Here is a 14,553-nt window from a genome sequence, read left to right on the forward strand (position 1 = left end):
ATGAGAGCGAGGAGAACCGTCGTGCTAGAAGAATACCGTAAGCACGTAGCTGAGCGTGCCGCTGAGGGGATTGCGCCCAAACCCCTGGATGCAAACCAAATGGCCGCGCTTGTAGAGCTGCTGAAAAACCCGCCCGCGGGCGAAGAAGAATTCCTGTTAGATCTGTTAACCAACCGTGTTCCCCCTGGCGTCGATGAAGCCGCCTATGTAAAAGCAGGTTTCCTGGCTGCTGTCGCCAAAGGCGAAGCCAAATCCCCACTGCTGACTCCGGAAAAAGCCATCGAACTGCTGGGCACCATGCAGGGTGGTTACAACATTCATCCGCTGATCGACGCGCTGGATGATGCCAAACTGGCACCGATCGCTGCCAAAGCACTGTCCCACACGCTGCTGATGTTCGATAACTTCTATGACGTAGAAGAGAAAGCCAAAGCAGGCAACAAATACGCGAAGCAGGTAATGCAGTCCTGGGCGGATGCCGAATGGTTCCTGAATCGCCCGGCGCTGGCTGAAAAACTGACCGTTACCGTCTTCAAAGTCACTGGCGAAACCAACACCGATGACCTTTCTCCGGCACCGGATGCGTGGTCGCGCCCGGACATCCCATTGCACGCGCTGGCGATGCTGAAAAACGCCCGTGAAGGCATTGAGCCAGACCAGCCAGGCGCTGTTGGTCCGATCAAGCAAATCGAAGCTCTGCAACAGAAAGGTTTCCCGCTGGCGTATGTCGGTGACGTTGTGGGTACGGGTTCTTCGCGTAAATCCGCCACTAACTCCGTACTGTGGTTTATGGGCGATGATATTCCGCATGTGCCGAACAAACGCGGCGGTGGTCTGTGCCTCGGCGGTAAAATTGCACCAATCTTCTTTAACACGATGGAAGACGCGGGTGCACTGCCGATTGAAGTGGACGTCTCTAACCTGAATATGGGCGATGTGATTGACGTTTACCCGTACAAAGGCGAAGTGCGTAACCACGAAACCAACGAGCTGCTGGCGACCTTCGAACTGAAAACCGACGTGCTGATTGATGAAGTGCGTGCTGGTGGTCGTATTCCGCTGATTATCGGGCGTGGCCTGACCACCAAAGCGCGTGAAGCACTTGGTCTGCCGCAGAGCGATGTGTTCCGTCAGGCGAAAGATGTCGCTGAAAGCGACCGTGGCTTCTCGCTGGCGCAGAAAATGGTAGGTCGCGCCTGTGGTGTAAAAGGTATTCGTCCAGGCGCGTACTGTGAACCGAAAATGACTTCTGTAGGTTCCCAGGACACCACCGGCCCGATGACCCGTGATGAACTGAAAGACCTGGCGTGCCTGGGCTTCTCGGCTGACCTGGTGATGCAGTCCTTCTGTCACACTGCGGCGTATCCGAAGCCGGTTGACGTTAACACGCACCACACGCTGCCGGACTTCATTATGAACCGTGGCGGTGTGTCGCTGCGTCCGGGTGACGGCGTAATCCACTCCTGGCTGAACCGTATGCTGCTGCCGGATACCGTCGGTACCGGTGGTGACTCCCATACCCGTTTCCCGATCGGTATCTCTTTCCCGGCGGGTTCTGGTCTGGTGGCATTTGCTGCCGCAACAGGCGTAATGCCGCTGGATATGCCGGAATCTGTTCTGGTGCGCTTCAAAGGCAAGATGCAGCCGGGTATCACCCTGCGCGATCTGGTACACGCCATTCCTCTGTATGCGATCAAACAAGGTCTGCTGACCGTTGAGAAGAAAGGTAAGAAAAACATCTTCTCTGGCCGCATTCTGGAAATTGAAGGTCTGCCGGATCTGAAAGTTGAGCAGGCCTTTGAGCTGACCGATGCGTCCGCCGAGCGTTCTGCCGCTGGTTGTACCATCAAGCTGAACAAAGAGCCGATCATCGAATACTTGAACTCCAACATCGTCCTGCTGAAGTGGATGATCGCGGAAGGTTACGGCGATCGTCGTACTCTGGAACGCCGTATTCAGGGCATGGAAAAATGGCTGGCGAATCCTGAGCTGCTGGAAGCCGATGCAGATGCGGAATACGCGGCAGTGATCGACATCGATCTGGCGGATATTAAAGAGCCAATCCTGTGTGCACCTAACGATCCAGATGACGCGCGTCCGCTGTCTGCGGTACAGGGCGAGAAGATCGACGAAGTGTTTATCGGTTCTTGCATGACTAACATCGGTCACTTCCGTGCTGCGGGTAAACTGCTGGATGCGCACAAAGGCCAGTTGCCGACCCGCCTGTGGGTGGCACCGCCAACGCGTATGGACGCCGCGCAGCTGACAGAAGAAGGCTACTACAGCGTCTTCGGTAAGAGCGGTGCGCGTATCGAGATCCCTGGCTGTTCCCTGTGTATGGGTAACCAGGCGCGTGTAGCAGACGGTGCGACGGTGGTTTCCACCTCTACCCGTAACTTCCCGAACCGTCTGGGGACTGGCGCGAACGTCTTCCTGGCTTCTGCGGAACTGGCTGCTGTTGCGGCGCTGATTGGCAAACTGCCGACGCCGGAAGAGTACCAGACCTACGTTGCGCAGGTGGATAAAACTGCCGTTGATACTTACCGTTATCTGAACTTCAACCAGCTTTCTCAGTACACCGAAAAAGCGGACGGGGTGATTTTCCAGACTGCGGTTTAATAAGTAAGCGCACGCGCTGCGCATAAACGACACAATGCCCGGTGAATGTGATTCCCGGGCATTTTTTTATCTCTAAACCACCGTCGCTCCGCTGTTTTTCTCCGATAAGGCTGCGATAATTACATCAATGGCGCAATGCGATTTCGGCGCATTGCCGGGAGCAGAGGAACACACTATGGATTACGAATTTCTGCGCGATATTACCGGAGTGGTAAAGGTGCGCATGTCCATGGGGCATGAAGTGGTCGGGCACTGGTTTAATGAAGAGGTGAAAGAAAACCTGGCCTTGCTTGATGAAGTGGAAGACGCCGCGCGCACGCTCAAAGGTAGCGAACGTTCCTGGCAGCGGGCAGGGCATGAGTACACGCTATGGATGGACGGCGAAGAGGTGATGGTTCGCGCCAATCAACTGGAATTCGCTGGCGATGAAATGGAAGAGGGGATGAACTACTACGACGAAGAGAGCTTGTCGCTTTGCGGCGTTGAGGATTTTCTTCAGGTGGTGGCGGCGTACCGTAATTTCGTGCAGCAGAAGTAGGTAAATCAGGCGGAGCCTCCGTGCTCCGCCAGGGCCGTTAAACGGCAGGCATATTGCGCCCGTAATAAATCTCGCGCATTTCTTTCCACAGCGCAGCGGTAATTTCCTGGCGCTCGCTGTCGGTTAAATCTTCCGGTTTGGTGTGGAACATGTAGTGCTTAAGGTCGAACTCTTTAAGCAACATCTTGGTATGGAAGATATTTTCCTGATAGACGTTTACATCCACCATGTCATACAGCGTCTTTATATCTTCGGACATAAAGTTCTGAATCGAATTAATCTCATGGTCGATAAAGTGCTTCATACCGTTAATGTCGCGGGTAAAGCCGCGCACGCGATAATCAATGGTCACGATATCGGACTCAAGCTGGTGGATCAGGTAATTCAGTGCCTTCAGCGGGGAAATCACGCCGCAGGTAGAGACTTCAATATCGGCGCGGAAGGTACATAAACCGCCTTCAGGATGGCTTTCCGGGTAGGTATGTACGCAAATATGACTTTTATCGAGATGGGCAACCACGGTTTCTGGCAGTGGGCCGGGGTGTTCTGTTTTGTCGATAAGTTTCGGGTCGACCGGTTCTTCACTCACCAGAATAGTGACGCTGGCACCCTGTGGTTCGTAATCCTGGCGGGCGATGTTAAGAATATTGGCCCCGATAATGGAACAGGTTTCTGACAGGATTTCGGTCAGACGGTTGGCATTATAGAGTTCATCGATATAAGCAATATAACCGTCGCGTTCTTCGGCAGTTTTGGCATAGCAGATATCGTAAATACAAAAACTCAGACTTTTGGTCAGATTATTAAAGCCATGCAGTTTCAGTTTTTTCAATTTCTTATCTTCTCCTTAGAGCGCCTGTGAAGCCAGTGCGTCTTGCAGATACTGAGGTAAGGCAAAAGCTGCCGAATGGACTGCCGGATTGTAATAACGGCATTTCAGGCCAGAGGCGAGAAAACGCGCCTGAATAATTTCGGTAGAGAGATGGCGTAAGGCGTCGTTATCTGTCGCCCATGCAAAGGTCATGATGCCGCCGTAATAGGTCGGGATCGCGGCCTGATAAAAGCCAACGTCGCTGAAGTAATGGCTGAGTTTGCGATGGCTGCCGATGGCCTCTTCCTGCTGTAAAAAGCAGACACCGTTTTGTGCGACGAAGATACCGCCAGGATTCAGGCAACGTTTGCAGCCTTCATAAAATGCTGAGGTGAACAGACTTTCGCCGGGGCCGATAGGATCGGTGCAGTCGGAGATAATGACATCAAAGGTCTGGCTGGTTTGATTCACGAAATTGACGCCATCGTCGATCACCAGCTTAAAGCGCGGATCGTCGTAGCTACCGGCGTTATGGTTGGGCAAATACTGACGGCAGAACGACACCACGCCCGCGTCGATTTCCACCATCGTGATTGACTCAACGTTTTTATGTCGGGTCACTTCACGCAGCATTGCGCCGTCACCGCCGCCGATAATCAGCACATGTTTCGCGTGACCGTGGGCCAGTAGTGGAACGTGGGTCATCATCTCATGATAGATAAACTCGTCGCGCTCAGTGGTTTGTACTACACCATCCAGCGCCATTACACGACCAAATGCGGCGTTCTCAAAAATGATCAGATCCTGGTGATCGGTCTTTTCATGATACAGAACGTTATCTACAGCAAAGTACTGCCCAAACTGGTCGTGTAGCGTTTCATGCCACAGTTTATTTTCGGCCATGGGTTGATACCTCCTTTGTTAACACTCGTAAAAAAAGAGCGCAACATAATAGCTAACATTGACCGTGGTTGCACGGTCAATATTTCTACAAAAAGGAGCTGTGATTATTTAACGTAGGCAAGCAGGCTTAAGGAATCGCGGGCCAGGGCTTTGCACTTTTTCGCGACGGGAATGCCGATACCGCTGAGATCGCGGTAGCTGTCTTCACCGAGGGATTTCATGTCGAAGGTGTCGTAGTTACTGAGATCCCACTGGTTTTGCTGGGCGAAAAAGACCAGTGCGCGACGAATTTGCCCATTAGGTAAGTTCTGGTAACCACAATCGTTCTTCAGAAAAACAAAAACTGCCGTTAAATCGGCCATATCTTCGGCTTCAGACTCGCTGAGCGCGTAACTGTTTGCGCAAACGGCCATCAGGCTGCCGAATAACACTGTTCTGAAAAACGTCTTCATTGCTTCTACCAGGACTTAAAGAAGATAAACGTTAGCACACTGTGAGCGAGGCGACGACCATTATTGTCGATTAAATTGTGTCTGCGGCTTGACCTTCCCGTAAGGGGAAGGGCTATGCTCAACGTTTGATTTTGTTTCGCCTGCTTGAGAATAAGGAAATAACTATGCAACGCCGTGATTTCTTAAAATATTCCGTCGCGCTGGGCGTGGCTTCGGCTTTGCCGCTGTGGAGTCGAACAGTTTTTGCCGCAGAACGTCCAACACTGCCGATCCCCGAACTCCTCACTTCTGATGTTCGTGGCCGCATAAGATTATCGATCATGCCAGGTCAGTCCACCTTTGCCGGGAAAACGGCGACCACCTGGGGCTATAACGGTAATCTGTTAGGGCCTGCGGTGAAGTTACAGCGCGGTAAAGCGGTAACGGTTGATATCTATAACCAACTGACGGAAGAGACGACGTTGCACTGGCACGGGCTGGAAGTACCGGGTGAAGTGGACGGCGGCCCGCAGGGAATTATTCCGCCAGGCGGTCAACGCACGGTGACGCTGAACGTCGATCAACCTGCCGCTACTTGCTGGTTCCATCCGCATCAGCACGGCAAAACCGGGCGTCAGGTGGCGATGGGGCTGGCAGGTCTGGTGGTGATTGAAGATGACGAGATCCTGAAATTAATGCTTCCAAAACAGTGGGGTATCGATGATGTTCCGGTGATTGTTCAGGATAAAAAATTTAACGCCGACGGACAGATTGATTATCAACTGGATGTGATGACCGCCGCCGTGGGCTGGTTTGGTGATACGTTGCTGACCAACGGTGCAATCTACCCGCAACACGCAGCACCGCGCGGCTGGCTGCGCCTGCGTTTACTCAATGGCTGTAACGCCCGCTCGCTCAATTTCGCCACCAGCGACAATCGCCCGCTGTATGTGATTGCCAGCGATGGTGGTCTGCTGCCCGAACCGGTGAAGGTGAGCGAGCTTCCCGTGCTGATGGGCGAGCGTTTCGAAGTGCTGGTGGAGGTTAACGACAACAAACCGTTTGACCTGGTGACGCTGCCAGTCAGCCAGATGGGGATGGCGATCGCGCCGTTTGATAAGCCGCATCCGGTAATGCGGATTCAGCCGATTGCCATTAGTGCTTCAGGTGCCTTACCTGATGCGTTAAGTAGCCTGCCTGCGTTACCTTCGCTGGAAGGGCTGACGGTACGCAAGCTGCAACTTTCCATGGACCCGATGCTCGATATGATGGGGATGCAGATGCTGATGGAGAAATATGGCGATCAGGCGATGGCCGGGATGGATCACAGCCAGATGATGGGCCATATGGGGCATGGCAATATGAATCATATGAACCACGGCGGGAAGTTCGATTTCCACCATGCCAATAAAATCAACGGTCAGGCGTTTGATATGAACAAGCCGATGTTTGCGGCGGCGAAAGGGCAGTACGAACGTTGGGTTATCTCTGGCGTGGGTGACATGATGCTGCATCCGTTCCATATTCACGGCACGCAGTTCCGTATCTTGTCAGAAAATGGCAAACCGCCAGCGACGCATCGCGCAGGCTGGAAAGATACCGTTAAGGTAGAAGGTAATGTCAGCGAAGTACTGGTGAAGTTTAATCACGATGCACCGAAAGAGCATGCTTATATGGCGCACTGCCATCTGCTGGAGCATGAAGATACGGGGATGATGTTAGGGTTTACGGTATAAAAAGACCGTAATCGGAAATATGCCCGGATCTCTCCGGGCATTATGGTTACTTCATATCATCCGGCAGCGCATAAGCGACAATATAATCGCCCATTTTTGTACCAAATGAACCGTGACCGCCTGCGGAGATCACCACATACTGCTTGCCATTCACTTCGTAGGTCATCGGCGTTGCCTGACCACCCGCAGGTAAACGACCCTGCCACAGTTTTTCACCGTTGCTCATGTTGTAAGCGCGCAGGTAGTTATCTGCCGTAGCGGCGATAAACAGCACGTTACCCGCTGTGGAGATTGGCCCGCCAAGCATCGGCATACCCATATTGAACGGCACCGGTACAGGCATCGGGAACGGCATGCTGTCCTGCGGCGTACCAATACGTTTCTTCCACACCACTTCATTGGTTTTCAGATCCAGCGCCGAGATATAACCCCATGCTGGCTGTTTACATGGCAGACCAAACGGTGAGAGGAACGGGTTGAGCGTGACGCCATACGGCACACCGTACTGCGGCTGAATGCCGGATTCCGTACCCGTGCCTTTGGCATCTTTCGGCTGCTCCATCGGGTTGCCAGGACCGCGTGGGATCAGTTTCGAAACAAACGGCAGTGCCATTGGGTTGGCAATCGCCACTTCACGATTCGGATCAACGGAAATCCCGCCCCATTCGAACATCCCCAGGTTACCCGGGAAGACCAGCGTACCCTGTTCAGATGGCGGGGTGAAAATGCCTTCATAGCGCATCTGGTGGAACATCACGCGGCACACCAGCTGGTCAAACATGGTGGCGCCCCACATATCCGCACCGCTCAAATCTTTCGTCGGACGGAAGCTCAGTTCCGAGAATGGTTGAGTAGGGGTAACGTAATCGCCTTTCGCTGCACCTTGTGGCACTGGTTTTTCCGGGGCCGGAACCACCAGTTCACCATTACGACGATCGAGCACAAAAATGTTGCCGGTTTTCGCCGGAGCATAAATGACCGGAACTTTCTGACCATTGACGGTGATATCCGCGAGCGTCGGCTGTGCCGGAAGATCCATATCCCACAGGTCGTGGTGAACGGTCTGGTAGCTCCACGCCAGTTTTCCGGTGGTGGCATTCAGCGCCAGAATCGAGCTGGCATAACGTTCCTGTTCCGGTGTGCGGTTACCGCCCCAGATATCTGGTGTGGTCACGCCCATTGGCAGATAGACCAGATCCAGCTTCGCGTCATAGGCAGCAGGTGCCCACGAGTTGGGTGAGTTAAAGGTAAAGGTGTGTTCGTCAGACGGGATTGCGTTCGGATCTTTCGCGCCCGGATCAAAAGCCCACAACAGCTCCCCGGTGTTGACATCAAAACCACGGATCACGCCAGACGTTTCGCGGGTTGAGAAGTTGTCGGTAACTGAACCGGCCATCACGATGGTTTTATCGGTGATAATCGGCGGAGAAGTCGGCTCATACAGACCCGGTTTGGTGTCCGGCATATTGCTTTGCAGATTGAGCACGCCTTTATTGGCGAAGGTTTCGCACAGCTTGCCGTTTTCAGCGTTGAGTGCAATCAGGCGACCATCATTGACCGGAAGAATGATACGACGCGGGCAATCCGCCATCACTTCCGGCGAAGCAGTTTCAGCTTTGGCTTCATGATAAGAGACGCCGCGGCAGGTTACGTGCTGGAAAGACTCGTTGGTTTTAAGCTCAGGATCGTAATGCCATTTCTCTTTACCGCTGGCGGCATCGAGCGCAAACAGGCGCTGGTGAGCGGTACACAGGTAAAGGGTGTCGCCCACTTTAATTGGCGTCACTTCATTGGTGATTTCACCCGGATCGTTCGGCTGCTTCACATCGCCTGTGCGGAACACCCAGGCTTCTTTCAGGTTGTGGACGTTATCGGTGTTAATTTGTTTAAGCGGCGAAAAGCGTTGACCTTCCTGGTTGCGACCATAGGCAGGCCAGTCTTGATCGGCAACGGGAGAGATAGCTTCGGCAGGTGTGGCATCGACGCTTAAAGTGCCGTTGATTTCCTGCGGATCGTGAAATCCGGCCCAGGTGAGGATACCGCCGCTAATCAACAGTGCGACTAACAGCGCAGCAACTGCGCCGCCAGAAGGAATGACCAGGCGACGCCAGACAAACGGCAGGATCAGCCAGATGCCGAAGAAGACCAGAATGTCACTGCGCGGAGTCAGCGCCCAGAAGTCGAAACCAACTTCCCAGACGCCCCAAATCATGGTGCCGAGCAGCAGAGCGGCATACAGCCAAAGCGCGGCGCGTTTACTGCGCCACAGCATCCAGGCGACGCCGAGCATCACAAGGCCTGCGATAGGGTAGTACCAGGAGCCGCCAATGGCGACCAGCCAGCCTCCGCCAATGAGAAGATACAGCCCGCAAAGCGCTGCAAATAGGGCGGTTAGCGTGACGAGTAATCGTCGCGAGCCGGGATTGTTAATTGCCATAAAGAAACACCATTTCAATTAATTAATATTTTAGTAGCAATTAATTATAGGTTTTAACATGTGTGATCGTCATCACAATTTGAGCTTTATTAACAGATTCCGCGAATGAATAGTTTTACTGGTATACTGCATGTCTTGCGCTTTGTTGCGGTGCTGAATCCCGCCCGTGCGAAGTGATTTGTTTTTAAATCATATGGTTAGAGATATGAAACATACTGTAGAAGTAATGATCCCCGAAGCGGAGATTAAAGCGCGTATCGCCGAACTGGGTCGTCAGATTACTGAGCGTTACAAAGACAGCGGCAGCGATATGGTGCTGGTAGGTCTGCTGCGTGGCTCATTTATGTTTATGGCGGACCTGTGCCGTGAAGTTCAGGTATCTCATGAAGTCGATTTTATGACCGCCTCCAGCTACGGTAGCGGCATGTCCACCACCCGTGATGTGAAAATCCTCAAAGATCTGGATGAAGATATCCGTGGCAAGGACGTGCTGATTGTTGAAGATATCATCGACTCGGGGAATACACTGTCGAAAGTGCGTGAAATCTTAAGCCTGCGTGAACCGAAGTCGCTGGCGATTTGTACGCTGCTGGATAAACCGTCCCGTCGTGAAGTGAACGTCCCGGTAGAATTTATCGGTTTCTCGATCCCGGATGAGTTTGTGGTGGGTTACGGCATTGATTACGCACAGCGTTACCGTCATCTGCCATATATCGGCAAAGTGATTCTGCTGGACGAGTAAGTGTGAAGTTGCCGGATGTGTTGCATCCGGCATAGCATATTTATTTGTGGTTGGCGTGTTTCAGCTTGAGGTTGGAAATCCCGTGACGGTAACGTTGCTCAAGGGTTTCGCGGTTGGTGGCAGTAACATCCAGATCACGCAGCAAGCCGTCGTGAATGCCGTAGGCCCAGCCGTGAATGGTCACTTTCTGCCCGCGTTTCCACGCTGATTGCATAATGGTGGAGTGGCCCAGGTTATACACCTGTTCCATGACGTTCAGTTCACACAAGGTATCCAGACGGCGCTCTGGCGGCATTTCGCCGAGCAATGAGCTATGTTTGAACCAGATATCGCGGATGTGCAGCAGCCAGTTGTTGATAAGCCCCAGTTCCGGGTTTTCAACTGCGGCTTGTACGCCGCCGCAACCGTAGTGGCCACAGATAATAATGTGTTCAACTTCGAGAACATCCACTGCATACTGAACCACGGAAAGGCAGTTCAGGTCGGTGTGAATGACCAGGTTAGCAACATTACGGTGAACAAAGAGTTCGCCCGGCTCAAGACCGGTTAAACGTTCTGCAGGAACGCGACTGTCGGAACATCCAATCCATAGAAAGCGCGGTTTTTGCGCTTGTGCCAGTTTCTCAAAAAACCCGGGATCCTCTTCCACCAGCATTTTTGACCATAGTGCATTATTGCTGATGAGTGTATCTATGTCTTTCATGGAGGTTAACGACCTGTAACCAAATAATTACGTTTGGCTAATATAGGGCAACTCCGGGACGATTTAAACCACAGATAAAGTGTAAGAACGTAAGGTAAGTAAAAATTTATGACCATTGCACTGGAACTTCAACAGCTTAAAAAAACCTATCCAGGCGGCGTTCAGGCGCTTCGTGGGATAGATTTGCAAGTCGAAGCGGGTGATTTTTATGCGCTTCTCGGGCCGAACGGGGCCGGAAAATCAACCACTATCGGTATTATCAGCTCTCTGGTAAATAAAACCTCCGGGCGGGTCAGCGTATTTGGTTACGATCTTGAAAAAGATGTCGTCAACGCTAAACGTCAGTTAGGACTGGTGCCACAGGAATTTAACTTCAACCCGTTTGAAACCGTACAGCAAATTGTGGTGAATCAGGCGGGGTACTACGGTGTAGAGCGCAAAGAAGCGTACATACGCAGCGAAAAGTATCTTAAGCAACTCGATTTGTGGGGAAAACGCAACGAACGTGCGCGCATGTTATCGGGCGGGATGAAACGTCGTTTAATGATTGCCCGCGCGCTGATGCACGAACCTAAACTGCTGATTCTGGACGAGCCAACGGCAGGTGTGGATATCGAACTTCGTCGCTCAATGTGGGGCTTTTTGAAGGATTTAAACGACAAAGGCACCACCATCATTCTTACCACGCATTACCTGGAAGAAGCAGAAATGCTGTGCCGCAATATCGGCATTATTCAGCACGGCGAACTGGTGGAAAATACCTCGATGAAGGCACTGCTGGCAAAGCTGAAATCAGAAACCTTTATTCTCGATCTCGCACCGAAAAGCCCGTTACCGAAGCTCGATGGCTATCAGTACCGACTGGTAGATACCGCCACGCTGGAAGTTGAAGTGCTGCGTGAGCAGGGGATCAACAGCGTATTCACGCAGTTAAGTGAGCAGGGCATTCAGGTATTAAGTATGCGTAACAAAGCTAACCGTCTGGAAGAGTTGTTTGTTTCACTGGTTAATGAAAAACAAGGAGATCGCACATGATGCATCTTTACTGGGTGGCGTTAAAAAGCATCTGGGCGAAAGAGATCCATCGCTTTATGCGTATCTGGATACAGACGCTGGTGCCACCGGTTATCACCATGACCCTTTACTTTATCATCTTCGGTAACCTGATTGGTTCGCGTATTGGCGATATGCATGGCTTCAGCTATATGCAGTTCATTGTTCCGGGGCTGATCATGATGTCGGTAATCACCAATGCCTACGCCAACGTCGCTTCATCATTTTTTGGCGCCAAGTTCCAGCGTAATATTGAAGAACTGCTGGTCGCTCCGGTTCCGACTCACGTCATTATTGCCGGATATGTCGGCGGTGGCGTAGCGCGCGGACTGCTTGTTGGTATGCTGGTGACAGCAATTTCGCTGTTCTTTGTACCGTTTCAGGTGCATTCGTGGGTATTTGTCGCTTTAACGCTGGTGCTCACGGCGGTGTTGTTCTCTCTTGCCGGATTGCTTAATGGTGTGTTTGCCAAAACGTTTGATGACATCAGCCTGGTACCAACCTTTGTGTTAACGCCACTCACGTATTTGGGCGGGGTGTTTTACTCACTGACCTTGTTGCCACCGTTCTGGCAGGGGCTGTCGCATCTCAACCCAATCGTTTATATGATCAGTGGATTCCGCTACGGCTTCCTCGGCATTAATGATGTGCCGCTGGTTACTACTTTTGGTGTGCTGGTTATTTTTATTATTGCGTTTTATCTGATCTGCTGGTCGCTGATCCAGCGCGGACGCGGTCTGCGCAGCTAAGGCTAGTTCCTCTCCTCTGGATTCGGGGGAGAGGAGTTTTGACGACTATCACCCTTTATCAACAATGGTCAGGGTAGACTGATTTTCAGCTAAGGAGGAAGGTAATGTTAGGTTGGGTAATTACCTGTCACGACGACCGGGCGCAAGAGATGTTGGATGCGCTGGAAAAAAAACATGGCGCACTTATCCAGTGCCGGGCGGTGAATTTCTGGCGCGGATTAAGTTCCAATATGCTCAGCCGCATGATGTGCGATGCTCTGCATGAAACAGATTCTGGCGATGGGGTTATCTTTTTAACCGATATTGCAGGTGCTGCGCCTTATCGTGTTGCATCGTTATTAAGCCACAAACATTCCCGTTGCGAAGTGATTTCTGGTGTCACGTTACCGTTAATTGAGCAGATGATGGCCTACCGTGAAACGTTATCCAGCGCGGAGTTTCGCGAGCGAATTGTCGAACTGGGTGGGCCTGAAGTCAGTAGTCTCTGGCACCAACAACAAAAAAATCCCCCCTTTGTCCTCAAGCATAATTGGTTCGAGTATTAAATCGCATTCCGATTTTGCTACACTAACGGCGCTGTTTCTCGCCTGGTAGTTTTCTCATGATTAAAAAGATTATTTTTTTACTGCTGCTGGTTTCATCTGGTGTCGGCGCAGCGCTTCCCGCGCGTTATATGCAAACCACTCAGGATGCAGCTATCTGGGGAAAAATTGGCGACAAAACGGTAACCGTCGGCAACATTCGCGCCGGGCAGATTATTTCGGTCATCCCAACCGCTGCCGATTATTATGAATTCAATTTTGGTTTTGCTACGGGGTATATTGATAAAGGGCATCTGGAACCTGTACAAGGGCGGCAAAAAGTTGAAGATGGTCTGGGGGATCTGAATAAGCCACTGAGTAACCAAAATCTTATTACATGGAAAGATACTCCGATATACAACGCGCCTGATGCGGGTAGTGCGCCATTTGGCGTGTTGGCCGATAATTTGCGTTATCCCATTATTAATAAATTAAAAGATCGCCTGAATCAAACCTGGTATCAAATTCGTATTGGCGAACGACTGGCCTATATCAGTGCACTGGATGCGCAGCAGGATAACGGTATTCCTGTATTGACCTACCATCATATTTTACGCGATGAAGAGAACACCCGTTTTCGTCATACTTCGACCACGACGTCGGTGCGGGCTTTCAATAACCAGATGACCTGGTTGCGCGATCGTGGATATACCACGTTAACCTTGTATCAACTGGAAGGGTATCTGCGTAATTCGTTGAATCTTCCGGCTCGCGCGGTGGTGCTGACGTTTGATGATGGCTTGAAATCAGTGAGTCGTTATGCATATCCCATTCTGAAACAATATGGCATGAAGGCGACGGCATTTATTATTACCTCTCGCATCAAACGTCATCCACAGAAATGGAATCCGCAGTCATTACAGTTTATGAGTGTTTCTGAACTGCTTGATGTCAGCGATGTTTTTGATTTCCAGTCGCATACGCATTTTTTACATCGGGTTGATGGTTATCGCCGACCCATATTACTCAGCCGCAGTGAGCATAATATTCTGTTTGATTTCGAACGCTCTCGCCGGGCGCTAAACCAATTTAATCCTCGAGTCTTGTATCTTTCGTATCCATTTGGTGGATTTAATGACAAAGCAGTGAAGGCAGCAAATGAAGCCGGGTTTCATCTGGCGGTGACCACCATGAAAGGGAAAGTTAAACCGGGGGATAATCCGTATTTATTAAAGCGGCTGTATATTTTAAGAACAGATTCGCTGGAGACGATGTCGCGGCTGGTGAGTAACCAGCCGCAGGGGTGATTA

General features: G+C 51.5%; 13 protein-coding genes. 8 read left to right on the plus strand and 5 right to left on the minus strand.

The features are described 5' to 3' along the window. Positions 1 to 21: 21 nt before the first annotated feature. Together acnB and yacL are read left to right on the plus strand one after the other, a co-directional pair. Positions 22 to 2,619 (plus strand): bifunctional aconitate hydratase 2/2-methylisocitrate dehydratase, encoded by a 2,598-nt coding sequence (gene acnB, locus FEK42_RS20020; RefSeq protein ID WP_130204951.1) that lies wholly within the window; start codon positions 22 to 24, stop codon positions 2,617 to 2,619. A 175-nt stretch (positions 2,620 to 2,794) separates the two neighbouring features. Further along, on the plus strand, positions 2,795 to 3,157 hold the full coding sequence (gene yacL, locus FEK42_RS20025; protein ID WP_000384304.1) for a protein YacL: 363 nt from the start codon (positions 2,795 to 2,797) through the stop codon (positions 3,155 to 3,157). A gap of 37 nt (positions 3,158 to 3,194) precedes the next feature. Here yacL and speD read toward each other — a convergent pair whose 3' ends face one another. From speD to FEK42_RS20040, 3 genes are all read right to left on the minus strand, one after another. Further along, on the minus strand, positions 3,195 to 3,989 hold the full coding sequence (gene speD, locus FEK42_RS20030) for an adenosylmethionine decarboxylase (protein WP_130260722.1): 795 nt from the start codon (positions 3,987 to 3,989) through the stop codon (positions 3,195 to 3,197). 15 nt (positions 3,990 to 4,004) lie between these two features. After that, complete coding sequence (speE, locus tag FEK42_RS20035; protein ID WP_130204953.1) at positions 4,005 to 4,871, minus strand: polyamine aminopropyltransferase; 867 nt, start codon at positions 4,869 to 4,871, stop codon at positions 4,005 to 4,007. 104 nt (positions 4,872 to 4,975) lie between these two features. After that, entirely contained in the window at positions 4,976 to 5,323 is a 348-nt protein-coding gene (locus FEK42_RS20040; protein ID WP_000846617.1) for a YacC family pilotin-like protein, read from the minus strand. Positions 5,324 to 5,487: 164 nt separating this feature from the next. Here FEK42_RS20040 and cueO point away from each other — a divergent pair, with 164 nt between their 5' ends. Then, on the plus strand, positions 5,488 to 7,038 hold the full coding sequence (gene cueO, locus FEK42_RS20045) for a multicopper oxidase CueO (protein WP_135491920.1): 1,551 nt from the start codon (positions 5,488 to 5,490) through the stop codon (positions 7,036 to 7,038). Positions 7,039 to 7,084: 46 nt separating this feature from the next. Here the strand turns inward: cueO and gcd are convergent, their stop codons facing one another. Beyond that, complete coding sequence (gene gcd, locus FEK42_RS20050) at positions 7,085 to 9,475, minus strand: quinoprotein glucose dehydrogenase (RefSeq protein ID WP_135491921.1); 2,391 nt, start codon at positions 9,473 to 9,475, stop codon at positions 7,085 to 7,087. Between the two features lie 205 nt (positions 9,476 to 9,680). Between gcd and hpt the strand changes: the two genes are divergently transcribed. Next, entirely contained in the window at positions 9,681 to 10,217 is a 537-nt protein-coding gene (hpt, locus tag FEK42_RS20055; RefSeq protein ID WP_000683335.1) for a hypoxanthine phosphoribosyltransferase, read from the plus strand. A 40-nt stretch (positions 10,218 to 10,257) separates the two neighbouring features. Here the strand turns inward: hpt and can are convergent, their stop codons facing one another. After that, positions 10,258 to 10,920, minus strand: coding sequence for a carbonate dehydratase (gene can / locus FEK42_RS20060; protein WP_130204959.1), 663 nt, complete (start codon positions 10,918 to 10,920; stop codon positions 10,258 to 10,260). Positions 10,921 to 11,028: 108 nt separating this feature from the next. On the opposite strand from can, the gene FEK42_RS20065 reads away from it, so the two are divergent. The 4 genes from FEK42_RS20065 (at position 11,029) to FEK42_RS20080 (ending at position 14,550) form a co-directional block, all read left to right on the plus strand. Then, positions 11,029 to 11,955, plus strand: a complete 927-nt coding sequence (locus tag FEK42_RS20065; protein WP_000150638.1) for an ABC transporter ATP-binding protein — start codon at positions 11,029 to 11,031, stop codon at positions 11,953 to 11,955. Beyond that, complete coding sequence (locus FEK42_RS20070) at positions 11,952 to 12,722, plus strand: ABC transporter permease (RefSeq protein WP_064525104.1); 771 nt, start codon at positions 11,952 to 11,954, stop codon at positions 12,720 to 12,722. The genes FEK42_RS20065 and FEK42_RS20070 overlap by 4 nt, the downstream gene beginning before the upstream one ends. Before the next feature lie 104 nt (positions 12,723 to 12,826). After that, the gene (locus tag FEK42_RS20075; RefSeq protein WP_130204961.1) at positions 12,827 to 13,267 is read left to right on the plus strand and encodes a PTS sugar transporter subunit IIA; all 441 of its coding nucleotides are present in this window, start codon (positions 12,827 to 12,829) and stop codon (positions 13,265 to 13,267) included. A 56-nt stretch (positions 13,268 to 13,323) separates the two neighbouring features. Then, complete coding sequence (locus tag FEK42_RS20080; protein WP_138211936.1) at positions 13,324 to 14,550, plus strand: polysaccharide deacetylase family protein; 1,227 nt, start codon at positions 13,324 to 13,326, stop codon at positions 14,548 to 14,550. Positions 14,551 to 14,553: the final 3 nt, after the last annotated feature.

Origin of the sequence: Escherichia sp. E2748 (assembly GCF_005781125.1) — a bacterium.
Taxonomy (GTDB): Bacteria; Pseudomonadota; Gammaproteobacteria; order Enterobacterales; family Enterobacteriaceae; genus Escherichia.

What these genes read in the sequence shown, in the direction of transcription:
- FEK42_RS20040 (WP_000846617.1), bottom strand. Translation starts at nt 5,323, where the DNA reads ATGAAGACGTTTTTCAGAACAGTGTTATTCGGCAGCCTGATGGCCGTT.
- hpt (WP_000683335.1), top strand. Translation starts at nt 9,681, where the DNA reads ATGAAACATACTGTAGAAGTAATGATCCCCGAAGCGGAGATTAAAGCG.
- yacL (WP_000384304.1), top strand. Translation starts at nt 2,795, where the DNA reads ATGGATTACGAATTTCTGCGCGATATTACCGGAGTGGTAAAGGTGCGC.
- can (WP_130204959.1), bottom strand. Translation starts at nt 10,920, where the DNA reads ATGAAAGACATAGATACACTCATCAGCAATAATGCACTATGGTCAAAA.
- FEK42_RS20075 (WP_130204961.1), top strand. Translation starts at nt 12,827, where the DNA reads ATGTTAGGTTGGGTAATTACCTGTCACGACGACCGGGCGCAAGAGATG.
- speE (WP_130204953.1), bottom strand. Translation starts at nt 4,871, where the DNA reads ATGGCCGAAAATAAACTGTGGCATGAAACGCTACACGACCAGTTTGGG.
- FEK42_RS20070 (WP_064525104.1), top strand. Translation starts at nt 11,952, where the DNA reads ATGATGCATCTTTACTGGGTGGCGTTAAAAAGCATCTGGGCGAAAGAG.
- FEK42_RS20065 (WP_000150638.1), top strand. Translation starts at nt 11,029, where the DNA reads ATGACCATTGCACTGGAACTTCAACAGCTTAAAAAAACCTATCCAGGC.
- gcd (WP_135491921.1), bottom strand. Translation starts at nt 9,475, where the DNA reads ATGGCAATTAACAATCCCGGCTCGCGACGATTACTCGTCACGCTAACC.
- cueO (WP_135491920.1), top strand. Translation starts at nt 5,488, where the DNA reads ATGCAACGCCGTGATTTCTTAAAATATTCCGTCGCGCTGGGCGTGGCT.
- FEK42_RS20080 (WP_138211936.1), top strand. Translation starts at nt 13,324, where the DNA reads ATGATTAAAAAGATTATTTTTTTACTGCTGCTGGTTTCATCTGGTGTC.